The organism is Amycolatopsis sp. NPDC114504, assembly GCF_055633595.1.
Genome location: NZ_JBVKDU010000005.1, coordinates 470861 through 490621, shown reverse-complemented (window position 1 = coordinate 490621; position 19761 = coordinate 470861). Strand labels below are relative to the sequence as shown.

Genomic DNA, 19761 nt, shown 5'->3' with positions numbered 1-19761 from the left:
AGCCACGGCGGAAACAGTTGCCTCGTGCGGATCGGCGGCGGACCGTGTCCGCCTACTTTCGGTCGGATCGGGAACTGGGGTGGCAGGATGCGGCCATGCGCTCCCTGCCCCTCGGTTTGCCCCTCGACGGCGTCACGGTCGTGTCCTGCGAACAGGCGGTCGCCGCGCCGCTGGCCACCCGGCACCTGGCCGACCTCGGTGCCCGGGTGCTCAAGATCGAACGCCCGGGCACCGGCGACTTCGCCCGCGCGTACGACGAAACCGTCCACGGTCAGTCCAGCCACTTCGTCTGGCTGAACCGGTCCAAGGAGAGCGTCACGCTCGACCTCAAGAGCGACGCCGCGGGCCCGGTCATGGCGGCGCTGCTCGACCGGGCGGACGTGTTCGTCCAGAACTTCGCCCCCGGCGTCGCCGAGCGGCTCGGGCTCGGCGCGGCGGCCCTGCGCGCCACCCGGCCCCGGCTGATCACCTGCTCGGTGTCGGGCTACGGCTCGAGCGGGCCGTACCGCGACGCGAAGGCGTACGACCTGCTGATCCAGTCCGAAGCCGGCCTGGTTTCGGTGACGGGGTCCGAGGCCGAGCCGGCCAAGAGCGGCATCCCGGCGGCGGACATCGGCGCCGGGATGTACGCGTTCTCCGGCATCCTTTCCGCGCTCTACGACCGCGAACGCACCGGGCAGGGCACCGAGCTGGAGGTCAGCCTCTTCGACTCGCTGGTCGAGTGGATGGGGTTCCCGCTCACCTACGCCGGCTACGGCGGCACGCCCCCACCGCGGACCGGCACGAGCCACCCGGCGATCGCGCCGTACGGCACCTTCGCCGCGGGTGACGGGACCGAGCTGGTGCTGGCGGTGCAGAACGAGCGCGAGTGGGCGGCGTTCTGCGAGCACGCCGTCGAGCGGCCGGAGTGGGTGACCGACGAGCGGTTCGCCACCGGCAGCGCCCGCGTCGCGCACCGCCCGGCCCTGGAGCGCGAGATCGACGCGATCTTCGCCAAGCTGACCGGCGCCGAGCTGGAGGAGCGGCTCCGCGCGGGCCGGATCGCGCACGCGCGCCGTCGCGAACTGCCCGATGTCCTGACCCACCCGCAGCTGACGGACCGCGACCGCTTCGCGGACGTCTCGACGCCGGGCGGGCCGATCCGGGCCACGCTGCCGCCGATCACGGTGCCCGGCCGCGCGCCGCGGATGGACCCGGTGCCGGCGCTGGGCGAGCACACCGACGCCGTGCTGGCCGAGTTCGGGTTCGACGCGGAAGCGCTGCGGCGAGGTCAGGACGGCGGGTAGCGCAGGGCGATCTTGTGCGGCCGCGGGCGGCCGGTCTCGACGAAGCCGATCCGTTCGTAGAAGATCTTCGCGCGCTTGTTGACGTCGAGGACTTCGAGCACGACGGCCTGCCCGCGCGACGCCGCTTCGGTGACCAGGCTCAGGACGACGTGCCCGCCGAAGCCGCGGCCCTGGTACACCGGGTCCAGCTCGATCCGGCCGAGGACGACGTCGGTCCCGGTGTCTTCGACCGTCAGCGCGCCGGCGTCGTGGCCGTCGACGGTGATGATCTGCGTGTGCTCCGCGTCGAAAGTCTTCTCGTGGAGCTCGCGTTGCGCCGCCTCGTCCCAGCCCCAGATCGCCTCGACGTACTCGCCGAGCGCGCTGCGGTGCACCTGGAAGCAGAACTCGTCGTCGCCGGACCGGAGCCGGCGCAGCGCGACCTTGTGCGTCTTGCGGACCATGCGCTCAGTCTCCCAGGATCCGCCGGGCCCGGGCGAGCACGGGCTTGTCCACCATCCGGCCGTCCACAGTGGACGCCGACTCCCCCGCCGTGAGGACACTGCGCGCCCACTCCCGCTCGGCTTCCGTCGGCGCGAATCCGGCTCGGACCGGCGCGATCTGGCGCGGGTGAATGCACAGCTTGCCGCCGAAGCCCATGCGGCGCGCGTAGCGGACGTCGGCCTCGAGCGTGGCGTCGTCGCGCAGATCGGTGGTGACGCCGTCCACCGGCGGCGCCAGCCCGGCGGCCGCCGACGCGATCACCAGCCGCAAGCGCGCGTAGGCGAACGGCTCCGGGTCTTCGGGCGCGACGCCGAGCTCCGCGGCCAGGTCGACGCTGCCGAACGCCAGGCGCGTCACCGACGGGACGGCGGCCAGCTCACCGGCGCGTTCGACGCCGCGTGCCGTCTCGACGAGGGCCACGACGTCGCGGAAGCCGGCGAGCACCCCGGGCGTCTCGGCTTTCGGGACCACCACCGGGATCCCGCGGGCGGTGATCAGGGCGGCGTCGGCCTCGAACCAGGGCGTGCCCGGGGCGTTGATCCGGACCATGGCTTCGTGGTCCTCGAGCCACGCTTCGACGTGGGCGCGCGCGGAGTCCTTGTCCGCCGGGGCGACGGCGTCCTCGAGGTCGAGGATCACGACGTCGGCCCCGCTCGCGGCGGCCTTGCCGAAGCGGTCGGGGCGGTCGCCGGGGACGAACAGGAACGCGGTCGCGGGCACGGCGCCAGCGTAATGCTCTGCGGGTATCAGAGCGACCGGAAAGGGTCTTGGACGCGGGGGCTCGCGGCGCCGAGAGTCGGAAGGGAACCACCACGACCACGAAAGGTCCCACGATGAAGGTCTTCCTGACGGGCGGCTCCGGGTACGTCGGCCGCCCGACGGTCCGGGCGCTCACGCGGCACGGTCACGAAGTGAGCGCCCTGGCCCGCAGCGACGCTTCGGCGCGGGTGCTCGCCTCGCTGGGCGCGTCCCCGGTCCACGGCGACCTGACCAGCCTGTCCGTTCTCCGCTCCGCGGCCTCGGCCGTCGACGGCGTTATACACCTCGGCCAGCACTACGGCGACGACACGGCGGAGGTCGATCTCGCGGCGGCGGAGGCGATGCAGTCGGGCCTGGGCGACCGCGGGCCGTACGTGCACACGGGCGGGGTCTGGGTGTACGGCGACACGGCGGGCGTCGTGGACGAGGACGCGCCGCAGAACCCGCCGGCGATCACGGCGTGGCGCCGGGCCAACGAGGAACGCGTGCTGTCCCACGGCGGGCACCCGGTGCTGGTGATGCCCGGCCTGGTGTACGGCCTCGGCGGCGGGCTGATCGACACGTTCTTCCGGGCACCGGTGCCCCTCATCGGCGACGGCGAGAACCACTGGGCGCTGGTCCACGCGTCCGACATCGCCGAGCTGTACGCGCTGGCCCTGCAGGCGCCGCCGAAGTCGGTGTACGCGGGGGTGAGCGGCCAGAACGTGCGGCTGGCGGACATCGTCTCGGCGCTCGCGGCGGGCGGCCCGATCACGCACCTCAGTCTCGCCGAGGCGGTGGAGCGGATGGGCCCGATCGCGGAGGCGTTCGCACTGGACCAGCAGCTGACCCCGGCCCGCGCGCGCCGCGAGCTGGGGTGGACGCCCCGGCACCTGGACGCACTGAGGGAATTGCGCGGGTAAGGGATCGCAGCGGGTCCGGAAGTACGCGATCACCCGATGCGGCGGCGGTCCCCTCAGGATGAAAGTGGGGTTCCTCGGAAGAACGACGTGAGGAACGGCCATGCGAGGCGACTGGATCTACGACTGGGTGCGGGTGGAGATGGAGTACCGGGCGGGGCCGCCGCCGGCGGTCCGCGCACCCCGCCCGGCACCCCGGCATTGGGCGGCGTTGTGGGCAGGGTTGTTCACGAGCCACCGCGCCGAGGTGCGACACGGGAGTTCGCCGGCAGGCTGCTGACGGCGCGAGGGCGGATTGCCCGGGCGAGCACGGAGGAACCACACCGCGACGGCTGGCCGCCCGCGCGCGGCAGCCGCCCAGGCTCAGAGGTCGAGCAACCCTCGGCGAGCGCGCTCCAGGTGGTCCCGCATCTCGGCCTCCGCGCTCGCCGGGTTTCCCGAAGCGATCGCCTCCAGCAGCCTCCGGTGCTCCACCGCCAGCTCGGCCGGATCCGGGTACGAGCCCCGCAACCGGGCCAGGCACAGCTGCATCTCCTCCTGGAGCGGCGGGTAGATCCGGCTCAACCGCACACTCCCCGCCGCGTCCACGAGCGCCAGGTGGAACGCCGTGTGCGCCTCCACCCGCTCGCTCCAGCCCGCCCCCGGCGGCAACGCCTCCAGCGCCGACAGCGCTGCCCGCACCCCGTCCAAGGGACGCCCGGCGAGCAGCCGCACCGCCGTCAGCTCCAGGGGCAGCCGGACCGTGAACAAGTCCCGGACGTCGGCGTCCGTCACCACCGGCACCCGCAACGACCGGCCGTCGGAACGCTCCACCAGGTGGCGGGCGACCAGCTCCTGCAACGCCGACCGCACCGTCGGGCGCGCCACCCCGAACGTCGTCGCCAGGCCCTGCTCGGTCAGCGGTGTCCCGGGGGCCAGCACGCCGCTGAGGATCTGGGCGCGCACCTCCGCCACCAGCGCGTCGCGGGTGTTCGTCGTCTGCAGCACCATCAGGACGCGTGCACCCGCTCCACCGTCGCGACCAGGTCGGCGAGGCCCGGCAGCACCGCGTCGGCGATCGACGGGTCGCTCGGGTCCGCGTGCCGGTTGACCCAGACCCGCCGGATGTCGAGCGCCTGCGCCGGCACCATGTCGTGGAAGTGGCTCTGCGCGATGTGGACCCAGTTGTCGCGCGTCGCATCGAAAGACGAAGCGAAACGCGTGAAGTGCGCGTAGCCGGGCTTGTACGACCCGACGTCCTCCGCGGTCACGACCGCGTCGATCGGCACGACGAGCCGGCGCTGGGTCTCGCCGATCAGGTCACGGTCGCAGTTCGTCAGCAGCGCGAGCCGCCAGCCCGCTTCCCGCAACGCCGTCAGCGCCGGCCGGACGTCGGGGAACACCGGCCAGTACGGCAGCCCGGTCCCGAGCACGGACGCGTCGTCGGGCACCAGCTCGACACCCGCTTCGGCCGCGGTCCGCCGCAGCGACTCCGCGAGCACCTCCCGGTACCGCCGCACCGGCTGTTCGGCCTGCACGTGCGGCTCGATCCGGTTGTAGACCTCCAGCAGCTCCGCGCCCCGCCCGGGGAACAGCAGCTCGATCCCGGTGGCGATGCCGTGGCGCCAGTCCACCAGCGTGCCGAAACAGTCGAACGTCGCCCAACGAGTCATACCGTCAGACTGCTATACGGTTATACCGAAAGCAAGTCGGCCATCGCGAAGACGAGCGGCGACCGCCGGGCCGCGACCCACGCCAGGCACACCTCGTTCGGCGGCAGGTCCTCGACCGGCACGTGGGCGACGCCGGGCCGCGTGTAGTACTCCGACGTCGACAGCGGGATCACCGCGATCCCCCGCCCGGCCGCCACGTGCTCCAGCTTCTCCTCGACGCTCCCGAACTCCCGCCGCCGCGGCGCCGTCCCGTCCCGCAGCTCGACCGCGACGTCGCGCCACTCCGGCACCGCGTCCGGGTCGTTGAGCACGTGCTCGCCGGCGAGGTCCCCGACCAGCACCGACTCTTTGCCGGCCAGCCGGTGGTCCGCCCGCAGGACCGCCACCCGCGGCTCCCGGAACAGCGGCCGCAGGCTCAGCCCGCGCCGGTCCACCGGCAGCCGGACCACGCTGACGTCGGCGCGGCCGTCGTGGAGGACCTCGGTCTGGTCGGCCCACGTCGTGCGGAGCAGCTCCACCGTGACGTCCGGATACCGCGCGGAAAGCGAGCGGACCGCGTCGGTGACGATGATGCCCGGCATGAACGCCACGGTGAACGTCCCGCGCGCGGCCGTCGCGACCCGCCGCCGCAGCGCCGACGCCGAAGCCAGCAGCGGACGCGCGTCGTCCAGCAGCTGACGGCCGGCCTCGGTCAGCGACGTGGACCGCTTGTCCCGCACGAACAACTGCGCGCGCAACTCACCTTCGAGGGCCCGGATCTGCCGCGACAGCACCGGCTGCGCGATGTGCAGCCGGGCCGCGGCGCGCCCGAAGTGCAGCTCCTCGGCGACCGCGACGAAGTACCGCAGCTTGCGCAGATCGACGTCCACCCGACCTCCCTGGTACCCCCAGGGTATTACGCGTGCGCGCCGAGGAACCTGGTCAGCGCCGGGTTCACCTCGTCCGGGTGGGTGTAGCTGAGGAAGTGGGCACCGCCGTCGACGACGACCAGGGGGTCGGCCGCGGGCAGCGCGTCCGCCAGCTCCGCGGCCCGCTCCACCGGGTACGCGAGGTCCGCCGAACCGTGCAGCACCAAGGCCGGGCACGCGATCTCACCCACGCGCGAAAGCACGGAGTCCCGGTCGACGAGCGCCCCCATGGTCAGCTTCAGCTGGTCGGGCGCGACCGAAGCCCAGCGTTCCTTCCACTCGTCCACCGGAAAGCCGCCGAAGCAGATCTGCGCGACGCCGTCGAGCACTTCCGGCGGCGCGCCACCGCTCACCCACGCGTCCAGCACCGCCCGGTACCCGGCGGCGACCGCGGGATCTTCCGCGGCCGCCGACGTCCCGAGCACTGCGAGCGCGGTGACCCGCGCAGGCGCCAGCAGTGCCATCCGCAGCGCGACGAACCCGCCCTGGCTCGTCCCGACGACCGCCGCGCGCGAGACGCCGAGTTCGTCCAGTACCGCCAGGACGTCCCGGGCCACGTCCCAGTAGTCGAACGGCCCGGTGGCGGGTGTCCCGCCGTGGCCGCGCTCGTCGACCGTGACGCACCGGAAGCCGGCGAACGCCGCGAGCTGCGGGGCGAACATGCGGCCGTCCATCAGGAAACTGTGCAGCAGCACGACCACCGGGCCGTCGCCGCCATGATCGGTGTAGGCGGGAAGCGTCATCGGTCCTCCGAACTCGTCAGCCGGCGAACCGGCCGATCGCGACGAACGCCGCCAGCACCAGCAGCACGACGTTCATCGGCAGCGCCTTGGTCTCCTTGCGCCGTGCGTGCACGATGATCGCACCGATCTGGATCACCGCCAGCCCGGTGGCGGCCAGCGGGGTGAGCACCGGCGCGATGTCCAAGGCCTGCGGCAGGATCAGCCCGAGCGCGCCGAGGATCTCGACGGCGCCGATGGCCTTCACGCCCGCGTCGGAGAAGTCCGCCGTCCAGCCCATGTTCGGGTTCTCGAGCAGCTTCTCCCGCGGCGTCGCGAGCTTCATGCCGCCGGCGGCGAGGTACAGCGCGGCGAGCAGACCCGCCACGACCCACAGGACGACGTTCACGGTGAACCTCCGGTCCGAGGAAACTGATTGAACACTGCATCAGTTTCCGGAGGCTACACCTCAACTTGGCTGGACCGTGACCGACTGCCCGGGCCGCAGCGAGATCGTGCGACGCCACTTCCCCGCGCGCACCTCCGTCCGGGTCCCGCCGACGCTCCGGACCACCGCCCGCGTCACCTTCCCGTCGCGCCAGGACAGGTCGACCTCGAACCCGCCGCGCGCGCCGATCCCGGTCACCCGGCCCGACCGGGCCCACGCCGAGGGCAGCGCCGGCAGCAGCTCCAGCACCCCCGGCCGCGAGTAGACGAGCATCTCGACCATCGCCGCCGGCGCGCCGAGGTTGGCGTCGATCTGGAAGATCGTGTAGCTGCCCTGGCTGTACATGTCGAAGAAGTTCGGCGCGGTCCCGTTGCCGTTGGCGACCGACGGCCGCATGACGGTGAGCAGCAGCTGGTAGGCCTTGTCGGCGTCCTTGAGCCGCGCCCAGCACGCCGACCGCCACGCGCACGCCCAGCCGAAGCTGTCCATCCCGCGTGCGACCAGCAGCTCGCGGATCCCGTCCAGCAGCTCGCCCGGCGCGGTGTCGGTCGCGATCCGGTCGCCCGGGAAGAAGCCGATCAGCGGGGACAGGTGCCGGTGGGTCGTCTCGCCGAGGTTGTCCGGCGACATCCACTCCTCGAGCCAGCCGGTCGTCGGGCTCACCTTCGGCAGGTACAGCTTCTTCTGCAGCCCGGCGATCCGGTCGCCGTACGCGCGGTCCCGGCCGAGGACCGCGACGGCTTCGCGGTAGTGCGCGAAGAGATCCCAGACGATCTCCTGCGAGTAGGTGTTTCCGCGGGTGTCCTGCGGGCCGTGCTCGGGCGACCAGTCGTGGTCGTCGACGAGCACCTCGCGGCCGTCGACCGTCATCGGGACCAGCCGCGCCTCCCAGAACTCGGCCGCGCCCTTGAGCAGGGGGTAGATCCGCGCGAGGTACGCCTTGTCCTGGGTGAACGCGTAGTGGTCCCAGAGTGAGTTGCACAGCCACGCGTTGCCGGCGGGGTGCCACCACCAGCCGGAGCCGCCGTAGATGTTCGTCGAGAACGCGATCGCCCAGCCGCCGATCTTGCCGCTGGTGTTCCGGAACCGGTTGCGCGGATCGTTGAACAGGCGTTTCGTGTTGTCCGTCCACACGGGAAGCTGCGCCAGGCAGTAGTCGGCCAGTGCGGTGAAGCTCCCGGGCAGCGCCGCGCGGTCGGCCAGCCAGTAGTTCATCTGGAGGTTGATGTCGGTGTGGTAGTCGCTCATCCAGTCGGGCGTGTTGTTGTTCTGCCACAGCCCTTGCAGGCCCATCGGCAGCCCGTCGCGCGAGCCGGTGATCGTCAGGTACCGGCCGAACTGCAGGTAGCTCGCCTCGAGCTCCGGATCCGGCGTGGCGGGGTCGTCGTGGCGGGCCAGCAGCCGCGCCCACGAGTCCAGCGCCCGCTTCGCCGGCGGCGACTGTCCCAGGTCGACGGTCATCCGGTCGTAGAGCCGCCGGTAGTCGGCGGCGTGCGTGGCCAGCAGCGCCGCTCCCCCGGCCCGCAGCGCCTTCGACGCCTTCTGCTTCGCGAGCGCCAGGGGGTCGAGCGACGCGTCGAGGAACTTCCGGGCCGCGTCGGGCACGTAGTTCGTGCCGCCGCTGACGACGATGACGACCTCGCGGCTCCCGCTGAAGGTCACGCCGCCGGCCACCGTGCACGCGTACTTCAGGCCGTTGGCGAAGGTGCCGGTGAACGCCGTGGTCCCGGCCATGGTCTCGCCCCGGGTGGGCTCCAACGAGACCGAGCCGGTCATGGGCCCGCCGCTGAGCCGGATCACCACGACGTCGTCGGGGTGGCTCGCGTAGTACTCGCGGCGGTACCGGACGCCTTGGTGCCGATAGGTGATCAGGACGACGCCGTTGCTCAGGTCGAGCGTGCGGCGGTAGTCCGTCACGCCGGTGTGCGCGGGGACGGAGATCCGCACCTTCGCCAGCAGGCCGAGGGTGCCGAACTTCTCGCGCTCGTACGGGAACTGACCGTCGTCCTCGAGGACGTCGTTGGCGCCGCCGGTCCACAGTGACGCGTCGGCGAGGTAGAGGAAGTCGGCGGCCGGGTCGCCGCCGACGAGGGCACCGATCCGACCATTGCCGATCGGCAGGCCCTGCTCGATGATCTTGTCCTCGGCGGCGGGAGCCGGGTACCACAGCGTCGTCGCCCGGCTGTCGGGAACCAGCTCCGCGTCAGCCGGGCGGACGACGTCCGCGCTTGCAGTGAAAGGAGGAACGCCACTCAGGGCGATCCCGGCGCCGACCGCGCCACCGAGCTTGAGGAAGGTGCGGCGCGAGGGCGGGAGGGAAGGGTTCGACATGTCGGATCCGTTCGGCGTTGAAGGCGGGGACCGGCGTGCAGCCCGCCAAACATATGACCTATCCGGATCCGAGGTCAAGATTCTTCGTAATTAATCCGATTACATACGAGACATCAGCAGTTCCGCGGCGCGGGCTTCCCGGCCAGCCGGTCGTGGACGTAGGCCAGCGCGCCGGGCGCGCCCTGGACCGCGACCGTCACGTGGTCGCCGATCGGGATCCGGTCGTACTGGATCGTCACGCCCTCCGCGCAGTACTTCCGCACGAGCGCGTCGACCGGCGGCGTGAGCGCCAGTTCGTCGAAGATGCCCTGGTAGAAGTACGTCGGTGAGCCCGGTTTCCGGGTGCCCATCACGTTCTGCGCGATCACCTGCCGGACCGCGGGGACGTCGAGCAGCTGCGGGACGGTCGTGTAGTCCGCCATCCGCCGGAACGCCTGCGTGACGCTGAACTGGCTGATGCACTGCTTCCCGACCTCGGCGAAGGCCCGCTTCCCGCGGTCGTTCAGCAGCGTGGCCGTGTCGATCTCGGGGTAGGCCCGGCTGAGCCCGACGGCGGCGCCGATGTAGACGCCCGAGAGCGGCCCGCCGTCGATCCGGCGCGCGACGTACTCGATGTCGGCCGGCACGCCGCCCGCGGCGACCCCGGCGAACGTCAGCTCCGGCGCGTACGACGGCTGCACCTCGTTCGCCCACTGGCTGGCCAGCGCGCCGCCCGAGTAGCCCATCAGCGCGGTCGGCGTCGCCGCCCCGGCCAGGCCGGCGGGCGCGAAGGACTGGGCCGCGCGGATGCCGTCGATGACGCCGTGCGCGGTGTTCAGGCCCGCGGTCCACTCGGACTGCGGGCCCTCGTAGTCGGCGGTCACGACGGTGTGGCCGGCGGCGAGCAGCGGCACCACGAGCGCCAGTTCCTCGGCGGGCAGCGCGGTCCCGGTGGCCAGCACGTACGACGGCGCGCAGTCGAGGCTGAGCCCGTCCTGCGCGGTCTGGTAGGAGACCAGCGTCCGCGGTCCCTTCGGTGGCGAAAGCGGCTGCATGATCGTCGCGACGTCGGCGATCGCGGCGCCCCGGGTGTCCGACGAGCGGTACTTGACCTGCCACGCGCGGATCGGGACGGGCAGGGCGAGCGCCCGGATCGTGATCGGGCGCGAGTCGAGGACCGCGCCCGGGGCGACGTCCGGGAACGGCGAAGGCTGGGCGTAGAAGGGATCCGCGGCGGGGTTCGGCGGCAGCCCGGCGGGCGTCGCGGCGGAAGCGGCGGGTGCGGTGAGCGCCGCGGCGGCCAGGACGACGGCGGCGACGAGGGTTCGGCGTGTGTCGGCGTTGACAGTGAGCACGGGACCTCCCGGTTTCGATACCGACCGGTATCGGGTGAAGGAATTACCACGTGACGCCGATCACGGTCAACGAATCAGCTCCGCGCGGGCGAGGTTGTACCGTTGCGCCCCATGACCGGCCCGCAGCGCCGCCGCCCGAGCCGCGCCGAGACCCGGCGGCGGATCATCGACGCCGCCACCGCGGTGTTCGCCCGCCAGGGCATCGCGGCGACGTCGCTCAACGACATCGCCGCCGAAGCGGGCCTGACGAAGGGCGCCGTCTACTCGAACTTCACCGGCCGCGACGACCTCGTGCTGACGATCATGGAGGAGCACCTGGTCGAGCGGATGGACCGCGCGACAACGGCGTTCACCGACCTGGCCGACCTCGACGAAGCCACCACCGAAGCCGGCGCACGCCTCCTGTCGGGCATCGACGCCGACGCCACCTGGCACCGGCTGCTCCTGGAGTACTGGGGCTTGGCGATGCGCAACCCGACCGTCCACACCGGACTGGCCGAGCGCCGCGCCCGCCTGCGGGAGGCGGTCACCGCCGCGATCAGCAAGGCCGCCGCGTTGCACGGGGTCGACCTTCCGCTGGCACCGGAGCACCTGGCGGTGGTGGTGCTGGCGCTGTCCAACGGCTTGGCTGTCGAACGCGGCGTCGATCCGGCGGCGGTTCCGCCGACGCTGTTCAGTGACGTGCTCAAGCTGCTGGTCACGCCCCGCGGCGAGAAGCCATGACATCCGGAGTGGGCGGTCGGCTCCTCGAGTTCCAGGCGACCACCACGTGGACGGCGGCGGTCGCCTGGTCGAGGTGGCAGACGACCGTCGCCGTCGAGCCGCGACGCCTGCTCGACTTCGAGGAGCGGGATCCGGTGACGGCAAGCGCGCTACCTACGACATCGCGCGGGATGAGCAGCACGACTTCGCCGACGAGATCGAACGCGACATCATCGAGTTCCTCGACAACCTGAGACAGGGAGCTCTTCTGCGCGGGAACGGCGGGGCGAAGGTCGTGCTCGCCTCTCCCCTGGACGGTTCCTGACCGGTGCGTCCAAGCACCCCGGTCTCGCCTCCGCTCAGCTCGGTGGTGACTACATCCCCGTCGAGTGACGGTTCCGGTAGCGCAGCACGCCCGCGTCAGCCTGGCCGGCCAGGTACTGCCCGAACGTGATCGTCCCGTCGCGGTGGTCCGGTGCCAGGTGGCCGCCGCCGGCGTACGCGCGGAACGTCTCGCCCGGCACGCTCACCGGCACGATCTTCCGTCGCCGGCCGCTCGCCTCCGCGACCGCCTGGGCCAACTCTGCCGCCGCGATGATCTCCGGACCGCCGAAGTCGTCCACCCGCCCCGCCGGCTCACCCAGCGCGAGGTCGGCGAGGCGCCCGGCGACGTCCCGGACGTCCACCGGCTGGAACGAAAGCCGCGGCACAGGCAGGACCGGCAACCGGGACGCGCCGGCGAACAGCGTCCGGACCAGTGCGTGGAACTGCGTTGCCCGCTGGATCGTGTACGGCAGCCCGGACGCGGCGATGAACTCCTCGGTCTCGAGCTTGCTCCGGTAGTAGCCGAGCGGGACCCGGTCGACGCCGACGATCGAGACGTACACCAGGTGCGGGCCGCCCGCCCAGCGCGCCGCCTCGGCGAGTGTGCGCGCGAAGTCCGTCTCCCGGCCGAAGAAGTCGGTGGCGCAGTGGACGACGACGTCCACCCCCGCCACCGCGCTGTCGATGCCGCGGCCGGTCCGCAGGTCGCCGGGGACGACGCCGGGTGCGGGCCGCCGGCTCAGCACGCGGACCTCCTCCCCCGCCGCGCGCAGGCGGTCCACGATCGGTCTGCCGAGCTGTCCGGTGCCACCGGTGACCAGGATCCGCACGAGCCGCCTCCCGCCGTGAAGCCGTCCAGGCCACCTTACGGGTGACACGCACCCGCAAGGTGGCCCGAGCGTCAGTTGCGGTTGATCGTGAAGGTGGACGTCGTGTTGCGGATGTCCTGGTCGTTGTCGCTCAGCGTGAGCCCGGTGAACGTCGCCGACCCGACGGCCGGGCCCTGACCCGGTTCCGGCAGCTCGTTGGCCCAGATCCCGATCCCGGACTTGGCGTCGAACTGGTCACCGCTGCGGTGGGCGCCGGTGATCGACACGTTCGTCAGCACCGTGTCCTGGACCGTGTTCTGCGGTTGCCCGCCGACGTAGTTGGTCTGGAACATGATGCCGCTGTAGGTCGGGCTCTGGATGTCCACGTCGGACACCCGGATGCCGCGGAACTCCTTCGACGCCGAGAACAACCAGATCGCCGGGAACGTCTGCTGGCCCCAGAAGTGGCCACCGTCCCGGACGAGCGAGGCGTTCTGGACCGTCGTCTGCTGCGGCCCGAACCCGAGGAACGGGTAGCCGAAGTCGAGGGAGCTGATCGTGATCGCCGAGTACGTCAGCGTGTCCGCGATGTAGAGGTTGCGGAAGGTGTTGTTGTACCCGCCGTAGACCGCCAGCCCGGCCGCGCGCCACGGAGTGAGCGAAGTCAGATTCTCGAACACGTTGTCGTACTGGTTGCCCTGGTTGATGTCCGTGGCGGCGAACAGCGCGAAGCTGTCGTCCCCGGTGGACCGGGCCTCGACGTTGGTGACGTGGTTGCCGGTGCTCCCGTTCGTGAGGTTGATCCCGTCGGCGAAGGTGTCGCGGATCCGGGAGTTCTTGATCGTGGTGTTGTCCACGTTGGTGCCCCAGACCATGACCACCTGGTGCTCCACCCAGATGTTGTCGATCGTCAGGTTGGCGACGTTCGCCAGGTTGAACACCTTGCCGGGGCCGTCGATGCGGGAGGTGTAGTTCCCGAACACCGCGAACCCGCTGATCGTCGAGCCGTTCGCGGTCGCCTGCACGTCGATGCCGATATCGGTGTTCTCCTGACCCGAAGGCGCGGAGAACTTCGTGAACCACGGCCCGGCGCCGGTGACCGTGACGGCCTTGCCGTAGACGTTCAGCTTGCTCGACAACGCGTAGTTCCCGGCCGGCAGGTAGACGCCGGTGAGCGTCGTGTCCTGCCGGACCTTGTCGAGCGCGGCCTGCACGTCCTGCTGCGAGAACCCGGCCGGGACCGCGAAGTGCGCCGGGTCCGGGTTCGCGGTCGCGGTGGCCTGCTCGAAGTTCACGAAGTCGATCGCGTAGTTCGTGCTGTTGGCCGCGTCCTTCTGCAGCTTGATCTTGTGCCCGGCGGGCACGGTGGTGCCGAGCATCGCACTGGCCTCGTCGTAGATGTGGCGCGGCCCGGCGCCCGGCGAGTTGCCCGGACCGGTTTCGGCGCCGTAGAGCCACGCGTAGTGCGAGGTCAGGTCGATGGCCTTGAGGAACGTGCCGTCGACGTAGACGTTCAGCGTCGAGTTCTGCCCGCCGCCGCCCGCGGAGTCCGGGATGGAGAACCGGGTGACCAGGGTGTTGGTCGACGCGCGGGTCGTGAACTCCACCGACGAGCCGGTCGAGTTCAGCGTCACGGCCTTGCGGCCCGACGCCTCGCCCGCGAGGTCACCGATCGTGCGGTTCGGCCCGACCACCGACGCGCCGCCGGCGACGACGCCGTCCTCGGCCTCGTACATGTCGTAGGGCATGTTCGCGCCCCGGCCGACGAACAGCGCCTGCGTGCTGGTGTTGTTGGCCTGCTTCACCGGGAGCTCGTTGGCGTCGTTCGCGACGACCGTCTTGACGGTGTACCGGCCGTTGGCCGCGGTCCAGGTGCCGACGTTCACCGGCGAAGCGGTGGCTCCGGCGGCGATGGCGCCGGTGTACGTCCCGCTCAGCGTCTTGACGACGGTGCCGTTCTGGTCGGCGATCGTCACCGTGACGCCGTGGGCACCACCCGCCGAAGCGACCGTGCCCTGGTTGCGCAGGGTCGTGCTGAACGTGACCGTGTTGCCCGCGGACGGGTTGTTCGGCGACCACGCCGTGGCCGCGACGAGGTCGGAGCTCTGCACCGGGCTGACGACCAGCGCCGTCGACGCGGTGTAGGAGTTGTTGGCCTCGTTCTGCTCGATGACGGCGTTGGCCTCGTCGACCTTGGCCGTCAGCTGGTAGCTGCCCGCGTCCCGGGTGCCGATGTTCGCCGACACCGTCGCCGACGCGCCGGCGGCCAGCGCCCCGACGTTCGCGGTGCCGACCTTCGTCGTCCCCAGGTAGAGGTTGACGTTCGTCGCGCCCGAGTCCGCCGTCCCGGCGTTGCGGACGGTCGCCGACGCCGTGATCGCGTCGGTTTCGACGGGGTTCTGCGGCGACCAGGACACGCCCGAGACCGTCAAGTCGGGGTTCGGCGCGGGGACGCCGAAGACCTGGAACTCCGCGGCCTGCCCGCCGCCGGCACCGGAGTTGGCGGTGACGCGCAGCCGGACGTCGGCGGCCCGGCCGCTCAGCGGGATCGTCACGGTGTTGCCGGACGACGGGTTGAAGCTGTAGGTCTGCGCGGCGGACAGCGTGGTGAACGCGGTCCCGCTCTGGTCACGGCCTTCGACGGCGATCGTCTGGGTCCGCGGGCCCCAGGACGCGTCCGGGTTGAGCTTCACGACGACCTGGTTCAGGTCGGCATTGGAGCCGAGCGCGACGGTCAGGAGGTTCGGATACGTCCCGCCGCCGCCCTCCCAGTAGGTGCTGGTCGAGTTGTCGTTGGCGTTGGCCGCGACGAAGGTGAACTCCGTCGAGGACGCCGTGATCGGCTTGCCCACCGCGAGGTTCGTGCCGGCCTGAGTGCCGGTGCGCGTCACGGTGTTGCTGGTACCCGACTGGTTGCCGGCCGCGTCGCGAGCGCGGACGTAGTAGGCGACGGTCGTGCCGTCCGGCTGGCTGTCGGTGTAGGTCAGGACGGTGCCGGCGACGCTGCCGCGGAGCTGGCCGTTGGCGTAGACGTCGTAGCCGGCGACGCCGGTGTTGTCGGTGGACGCCGACCAGGTGAGCCGGATCTGGCCGCTCGCCGGCTGCGTGTAGGCGAGGTTGGCGGGCGCGGACGGCGGCTGGGTGTCCCCGCCGGCCGGGCCGTGCACTTCGAACTCCGACAGCTGCGCGGCGGGCCAGCCGGTGTTGGCGCTGACGTTCAGCCGGACGTACCGGGTGTTCCCGGTGACGTCGACGGTCACGGTGTTGCCGGTGGCGGGGTCGAACCGGTAGCCCGCCGAGGCCTTGAGGTCGCTGAAGGTGGTGCCGTTCGTGCTGCCCTGCACGTTGAAGGTCTCGGTGCGGGCCTCCCAGCCGGCCGGCAGCTTGAGCACGAGCTGGGCGACGTTCGTGGCCGCGCCGAGGTCGGCCTGGACCCACTGCGGGAACTGGTTGTTCGCGCTCTCCCAGTAGGAGGCCTGGTTGCCGTCGCCGACGTTCGAGACGGGGTAGCCGGCGAGCTGGCTGCTCGCGGTGTAGGTCGCGGCAGCCGCCTCAACAGCGACACCGGTGGGAGCGGGCGTGGCGGCCGGGGCGCCGCTCGCGGCCACGGCGGGGGTGGCCAGCAGGAGGGACAGGGCGGCGTAGGTCGCCGCACGCGACAGAAGTCGCTTCGTTCTCATGGGTTTCCTCTGATCCGGGGAGGAGGGAGACGCGTCGGGACGGCACAACCGGGGAACGGGACACGCGCGGACCGGGTCCGGGGGCGCACGCGGGCAGCACGGAACAGCCGTCATGGGCACCTCTTCGTCGAGGGCTGGGCGGGATCTTCCTGACGCCTGCCGCGATTTCTCGCTCGGCTGTCAGGTTCTTGCACTGATTCGTTCAAGAGTTACCGTGACGGCGGTCTCAAGTCAACGCCCAAACGTCGAAAAGGCCTCCTCGCGGGGGATGCGAAGAGGCCTTTTCGGAGAACGAGGTCAGTGCACGGCACCCAGCCGGATCGCGTGGGTTCCCGGCGTGTTGACCGGGTCGCCGCAGTGGGCGCAGACGGTCGCCGGTTCCAGCACCTCGCCGCAGGCGTGGCGCCACAGCGTCGGCGGTTCGCCCTGGTGGACGTACTTGTCGCCCCAGGCCATCAGGCCGAGCAGGATCGGCTGCAGCGCGCGGCCGGCTTCGGTCGGGTAGTACTCGTGGCGCGGCGGGTGAGCCTCGTACTGGACCTTCTCGAGCACACCCGCGTCGACGAGCTTGCGCAGCCGCGCGGCGAGGATGTCGCGACTGGCCCCGGTGTTCTCGGCGATCTGGTTGAAGCGCCGCTCCCCCAGCATGATCTCCCGCAGCGCGAGCAGGCTCCAGCGTTCGCCGACGACCTCGAGCGCCTCGGCGACCGAGCATTCGCGACCACGCCGGACCATGCCACCTCCATGGGGTTGAAAATCCAACCTAGCACGTCAACCTCCTGTGACGTGCCGAACAGGTCAGTTGTGGTATCCAACTCACCCGGCGTATACCGAACGTATCCCCGATCTGCGAGGAGGCAGACGCCATGACGGACGCGGTGATCGTCGACGCGGTACGGACCCCGATCGGCAAGGGCAAGCCGAACGGAACACTCGCCGGGGTGCACCCGGTCGACCTGCACGCCCACGCCCTGCGCTCGCTCGTCGAGCGCACCGGCGTCGACCCGGCCCGGATCGACGACGTCATCAGCGGCGCGGTCGGCCAGATCGGCGAGCAGAGCATGAACACCGCCCGCTGGGCCGCGCTGGCCGCGGGCCTGCCGGAGTCGGTGCCGGCGGTGACCGTCGACCGGCAGTGCGGCAGCAGCCAGCAGGCCGTCCACTTCGGCGCGCAGGGCGTCATCGCCGGCGCGTACGACGTCGTCATCGCCTCCGGGGTCGAGTCGATGAGCCGGGTGCCGATGGGCAGCCAGGTGGCCGGGCGCGACCCGTTCGGCCCGCAGGTCGCCGCGCGCTACCCGGACGGCCTGGTCCCGCAGGGCATCAGCGCGGAGCTGATCGCCGCGAAGTGGGGCTTCACGCGGGCGCAGCTCGACGAGTTCTCCGCCGAGAGCCACCAGCGGGCCGCGAAGGCGTGGGCCGACGGGAAGTTCGCCGGCGAGGTCGCGCCGCTCAAGGCGCCCGGGCCCGACGGCGTGCTCGTCGACGTCACGACCGACGAGACGGTCCGGCCGGGCACCACCCCGGAGATCCTCGCCGGGTTGAAGCCGGCGTTCCGCGCCGACGTCTGGGAGCAGCGGTTCCCGGACCTCGGCTGGCACGTCACCGCGGGCAACTCGTCGCCGATCAACGACGGCGCCGCCGCGCTGATGATCACCAGCAGCGAGACGGCGAAGGCGCTCGGACTGCGGCCGCGGGCCCGGATCCACAGTTTCGCCGTCGTGGGCGACGACCCGCTGTACATGCTGACCGGCGTCATCCCGGCGACCCGCAAGGTACTGGCCCGGGCCGGGCTTTCGGTGGGAGACATCGACGCCTTCGAGGTCAACGAGGCCTTCGCGAGCGTCGTGCTCGCCTGGCAGGCCGAGATCGGCGCCGACCTGGCGAAGGTCAACGTCAACGGCGGCGCGATCGCCCTCGGCCACCCGCTCGGCGGCAGCGGCGCGCGGCTGGCGACGACGCTGCTGTCGGTGCTGGAGCAGACCGGCGGCCGCTACGGCCTGCAGACGATGTGCGAGGCGGGCGGCCTCGCCAACGCGACCATCATCGAGCGCTTGGACTGACCGAGGTACTCCCGCAGCGCCGCCACGGCTCCCCCGGGATCCGCGGCGGCGACCGGGAAGACCTCGTCGTAGCCGGACGCGAGCAGGTCCGCGCGCGGGCGGTCCAGCCGGCCGCCGAGCACCACGGGCAGCCCGGTCAACGCCGGGTCGGCACGCACGCGGCGGAGCACGTCGAGCCCCGAAGCGCCCTGGGTCGTGGACAGCACCAAGCAGTCCGGCCGCTCCCGGCGGCACGCCTCGAGCGCTTCGGCCGCCACGCACACCTCGTGGCCCGCGCGTTCGAGGACCACCTGCAACGCGACCACGCTCCACGCGGCCGCGTCCAAACCGGACAGCACGATCTTCACCTCGGGCAGATCCGCGAACCCGCCCGGAAATACGTCAGTCTTCGGGCGGTTCCTCGACGCCGTCGCGGTCGGCCCACTCCAGCAGCGGGTCGAGGGAGAAGACGGCGTCGTCGATGCCGGCGTGGAGGTCGCCCAGCTCGGCGAAGCGGGCCGGAACGGTGGCGATGGTGAAGTCGCCGGGCTCGGCGGCGTCGATCTCGTCCCAGCGGATCGGCGCCGACACCGTGCCTTCCGGGTTGCCGCGCACCGAGTAGGCACTGGCGACGGTGTGGTCGCGGGCGTTCTGGTTGTAGTCGACGAACAGCAGCCGCGGGTCGCGGTCCTTGCGCCACCAGGTCGTCGTGACGTCGTCCGGGGCCCGGCGTTCCACCTCGTGCGCGAAGGCCAGCGCCGCGCGCCGGACGTCCTTGAAGCCCCAGTTCGGCTCGATCCGGACGTAGATGTGCAGGCCGCGGCCGCCGGACGTCTTGGGCCAGCCGACCGCGCCGAGCTCGTCGAGGATCTCGTGCGCGACGTGCGCGACCCGCCGGACGCGGTCGTAGCCGCAGTCGGGCATCGGGTCGAGGTCGATGCGCCACTCGTCCGGCTTCTCGGTGTCGGCGCGGCGGGAGTTCCACGGGTGGAACTCCACTGTGGACATCTGCACCGCCCACGCGACGTGCGCCAGCTCGGTGACGCACAGCTCGTCGGCGTGCCGGTTGTAGCGCGGGAAAGTCACCCGGACGGTTTCCAGCCACGGCGGCGCGCCGTTCGGGACGCGCTTCTGGTGGACCTTCTCCCCCGCCACGCCGGACGGGAAGCGGTGCAGCATGCACGGCCGCTCGCGCAGGGCGTTGACGATGCCGTCGCCCACGGAAAGGTAGTAGTTGACCAGGTCGAGCTTCGTCTCGCCGCGGGCCGGGAAGTACACCCGGTCCGGGTTCGAGATCCGCACCGTGTGCGGGCCGACCTCGAGCTCCACCGCCGCCGACTTCTGTGCCATGCCCCAGACGCTAGCCCAACTCCGGCGTTACGGTG

Annotated in this window: 20 protein-coding genes; 6 read left to right on the top strand and 14 right to left on the bottom strand. The window is 71.7% G+C overall.

What is annotated here, in order from left to right; translation table 11 throughout:
• The first annotated feature begins 95 nt into the window (after window positions 1-95).
• The gene (locus ACZ7PG_RS38265; RefSeq protein WP_470244074.1) at window positions 96-1286 is read left to right on the top strand and encodes a CaiB/BaiF CoA transferase family protein; all 1191 of its coding nucleotides are present in this window, start codon (window positions 96-98) and stop codon (window positions 1284-1286) included.
• Here the strand turns inward: ACZ7PG_RS38265 and ACZ7PG_RS38260 are convergent.
• A complete protein-coding gene (locus tag ACZ7PG_RS38260; protein WP_470244073.1) occupies window positions 1271-1729 on the bottom strand; it encodes a GNAT family N-acetyltransferase in 459 nt (152 codons plus the stop codon). The genes ACZ7PG_RS38265 and ACZ7PG_RS38260 overlap by 16 nt on opposite strands.
• A 4-nt stretch (window positions 1730-1733) precedes the next feature.
• On the bottom strand, window positions 1734-2489 hold the full coding sequence (locus ACZ7PG_RS38255; RefSeq protein WP_470244072.1) for an HpcH/HpaI aldolase/citrate lyase family protein: 756 nt from the start codon (window positions 2487-2489) through the stop codon (window positions 1734-1736).
• A 113-nt stretch (window positions 2490-2602) separates the two neighbouring features.
• Between ACZ7PG_RS38255 and ACZ7PG_RS38250 the strand changes: the two genes are divergently transcribed.
• Window positions 2603-3430: an NAD-dependent epimerase/dehydratase family protein gene (locus tag ACZ7PG_RS38250; protein ID WP_470244071.1), complete on the top strand. Its 828-nt coding sequence runs from the start codon at window positions 2603-2605 to the stop codon at window positions 3428-3430.
• A 100-nt stretch (window positions 3431-3530) separates the two neighbouring features.
• Window positions 3531-3707, top strand: coding sequence for a hypothetical protein (locus ACZ7PG_RS38245; protein WP_470244070.1), 177 nt, complete (start codon window positions 3531-3533; stop codon window positions 3705-3707).
• Window positions 3708-3790: 83 nt separating this feature from the next.
• Here ACZ7PG_RS38245 and ACZ7PG_RS38240 read toward each other — a convergent pair whose 3' ends face one another.
• The 7 genes from ACZ7PG_RS38240 to ACZ7PG_RS38210 form a co-directional block, all read right to left on the bottom strand.
• Window positions 3791-4417 carry a GntR family transcriptional regulator gene (locus ACZ7PG_RS38240; protein ID WP_470244069.1) on the bottom strand — a complete coding sequence of 209 codons (627 nt, stop codon included), beginning with the start codon at window positions 4415-4417 and terminating at the stop codon, window positions 3791-3793.
• Entirely contained in the window at window positions 4417-5079 is a 663-nt protein-coding gene (locus ACZ7PG_RS38235; protein WP_470244068.1) for an HAD family hydrolase, read from the bottom strand. The genes ACZ7PG_RS38240 and ACZ7PG_RS38235 overlap by 1 nt, the downstream gene beginning before the upstream one ends.
• 20 nt (window positions 5080-5099) lie before the next feature.
• Window positions 5100-5948 carry a LysR family transcriptional regulator gene (locus ACZ7PG_RS38230; protein WP_470244067.1) on the bottom strand — a complete coding sequence of 283 codons (849 nt, stop codon included), beginning with the start codon at window positions 5946-5948 and terminating at the stop codon, window positions 5100-5102.
• Between the two features lie 26 nt (window positions 5949-5974).
• Window positions 5975-6730: an alpha/beta fold hydrolase gene (locus ACZ7PG_RS38225; protein ID WP_470244066.1), complete on the bottom strand. Its 756-nt coding sequence runs from the start codon at window positions 6728-6730 to the stop codon at window positions 5975-5977.
• Between the two features lie 16 nt (window positions 6731-6746).
• Window positions 6747-7115: a DoxX family protein gene (locus ACZ7PG_RS38220; RefSeq protein ID WP_470244065.1), complete on the bottom strand. Its 369-nt coding sequence runs from the start codon at window positions 7113-7115 to the stop codon at window positions 6747-6749.
• Window positions 7116-7175: 60 nt separating this feature from the next.
• Complete coding sequence (locus tag ACZ7PG_RS38215) at window positions 7176-9485, bottom strand: glycosyl hydrolase family 95 catalytic domain-containing protein (RefSeq protein WP_470244064.1); 2310 nt, start codon at window positions 9483-9485, stop codon at window positions 7176-7178.
• Between the two features lie 113 nt (window positions 9486-9598).
• Window positions 9599-10819 carry a lipase family protein gene (locus tag ACZ7PG_RS38210; protein ID WP_470244063.1) on the bottom strand — a complete coding sequence of 407 codons (1221 nt, stop codon included), beginning with the start codon at window positions 10817-10819 and terminating at the stop codon, window positions 9599-9601.
• Window positions 10820-10930: 111 nt separating this feature from the next.
• Between ACZ7PG_RS38210 and ACZ7PG_RS38205 the strand changes: the two genes are divergently transcribed.
• Both ACZ7PG_RS38205 and ACZ7PG_RS38200 read left to right on the top strand, forming a co-directional pair.
• A complete protein-coding gene (locus ACZ7PG_RS38205) occupies window positions 10931-11542 on the top strand; it encodes a TetR/AcrR family transcriptional regulator (RefSeq protein WP_470244062.1) in 612 nt (203 codons plus the stop codon).
• Window positions 11543-11615: 73 nt separating this feature from the next.
• On the top strand, window positions 11616-11846 hold the full coding sequence (locus tag ACZ7PG_RS38200; RefSeq protein ID WP_470244061.1) for a hypothetical protein: 231 nt from the start codon (window positions 11616-11618) through the stop codon (window positions 11844-11846).
• A gap of 49 nt (window positions 11847-11895) precedes the next feature.
• Here ACZ7PG_RS38200 and ACZ7PG_RS38195 read toward each other — a convergent pair whose 3' ends face one another.
• The 3 genes from ACZ7PG_RS38195 to ACZ7PG_RS38185 form a co-directional block, all read right to left on the bottom strand.
• Window positions 11896-12675 (bottom strand): SDR family oxidoreductase, encoded by a 780-nt coding sequence (locus tag ACZ7PG_RS38195; protein ID WP_470244060.1) that lies wholly within the window; start codon window positions 12673-12675, stop codon window positions 11896-11898.
• 71 nt (window positions 12676-12746) lie between these two features.
• On the bottom strand, window positions 12747-16334 hold the full coding sequence (locus ACZ7PG_RS38190) for a discoidin domain-containing protein (RefSeq protein WP_470244059.1): 3588 nt from the start codon (window positions 16332-16334) through the stop codon (window positions 12747-12749).
• Between the two features lie 297 nt (window positions 16335-16631).
• Window positions 16632-17069, bottom strand: a complete 438-nt coding sequence (locus ACZ7PG_RS38185; RefSeq protein WP_470244058.1) for a winged helix-turn-helix transcriptional regulator — start codon at window positions 17067-17069, stop codon at window positions 16632-16634.
• A 131-nt stretch (window positions 17070-17200) separates the two neighbouring features.
• Between ACZ7PG_RS38185 and ACZ7PG_RS38180 the strand changes: the two genes are divergently transcribed.
• Window positions 17201-18397 carry a thiolase family protein gene (locus ACZ7PG_RS38180; RefSeq protein ID WP_470244057.1) on the top strand — a complete coding sequence of 399 codons (1197 nt, stop codon included), beginning with the start codon at window positions 17201-17203 and terminating at the stop codon, window positions 18395-18397.
• Here ACZ7PG_RS38180 and ACZ7PG_RS38175 read toward each other — a convergent pair.
• Window positions 18328-18744 carry a hypothetical protein gene (locus ACZ7PG_RS38175; RefSeq protein ID WP_470244056.1) on the bottom strand — a complete coding sequence of 139 codons (417 nt, stop codon included), beginning with the start codon at window positions 18742-18744 and terminating at the stop codon, window positions 18328-18330. The genes ACZ7PG_RS38180 and ACZ7PG_RS38175 overlap by 70 nt on opposite strands.
• 34 nt (window positions 18745-18778) lie before the next feature.
• Window positions 18779-19726 (bottom strand): non-homologous end-joining DNA ligase, encoded by a 948-nt coding sequence (gene ligD / locus ACZ7PG_RS38170; RefSeq protein WP_470244055.1) that lies wholly within the window; start codon window positions 19724-19726, stop codon window positions 18779-18781.
• Window positions 19727-19761 lie beyond the last annotated feature (35 nt).

What these genes read in the sequence shown, in the direction of transcription:
- ACZ7PG_RS38265 (WP_470244074.1), top strand. Translation starts at nt 96, where the DNA reads ATGCGCTCCCTGCCCCTCGGTTTGCCCCTCGACGGCGTCACGGTCGTG.
- ACZ7PG_RS38260 (WP_470244073.1), bottom strand. Translation starts at nt 1,729, where the DNA reads ATGGTCCGCAAGACGCACAAGGTCGCGCTGCGCCGGCTCCGGTCCGGC.
- ACZ7PG_RS38250 (WP_470244071.1), top strand. Translation starts at nt 2,603, where the DNA reads ATGAAGGTCTTCCTGACGGGCGGCTCCGGGTACGTCGGCCGCCCGACG.
- ACZ7PG_RS38245 (WP_470244070.1), top strand. Translation starts at nt 3,531, where the DNA reads ATGCGAGGCGACTGGATCTACGACTGGGTGCGGGTGGAGATGGAGTAC.
- ACZ7PG_RS38240 (WP_470244069.1), bottom strand. Translation starts at nt 4,417, where the DNA reads ATGGTGCTGCAGACGACGAACACCCGCGACGCGCTGGTGGCGGAGGTG.
- ACZ7PG_RS38235 (WP_470244068.1), bottom strand. Translation starts at nt 5,079, where the DNA reads ATGACTCGTTGGGCGACGTTCGACTGTTTCGGCACGCTGGTGGACTGG.
- ACZ7PG_RS38225 (WP_470244066.1), bottom strand. Translation starts at nt 6,730, where the DNA reads ATGACGCTTCCCGCCTACACCGATCATGGCGGCGACGGCCCGGTGGTC.
- ACZ7PG_RS38215 (WP_470244064.1), bottom strand. Translation starts at nt 9,485, where the DNA reads ATGTCGAACCCTTCCCTCCCGCCCTCGCGCCGCACCTTCCTCAAGCTC.
- ACZ7PG_RS38205 (WP_470244062.1), top strand. Translation starts at nt 10,931, where the DNA reads ATGACCGGCCCGCAGCGCCGCCGCCCGAGCCGCGCCGAGACCCGGCGG.
- ACZ7PG_RS38190 (WP_470244059.1), bottom strand. Translation starts at nt 16,334, where the DNA reads ATGAGAACGAAGCGACTTCTGTCGCGTGCGGCGACCTACGCCGCCCTG.
- ACZ7PG_RS38185 (WP_470244058.1), bottom strand. Translation starts at nt 17,069, where the DNA reads ATGGTCCGGCGTGGTCGCGAATGCTCGGTCGCCGAGGCGCTCGAGGTC.
- ACZ7PG_RS38180 (WP_470244057.1), top strand. Translation starts at nt 17,201, where the DNA reads ATGACGGACGCGGTGATCGTCGACGCGGTACGGACCCCGATCGGCAAG.
- ligD (WP_470244055.1), bottom strand. Translation starts at nt 19,726, where the DNA reads ATGGCACAGAAGTCGGCGGCGGTGGAGCTCGAGGTCGGCCCGCACACG.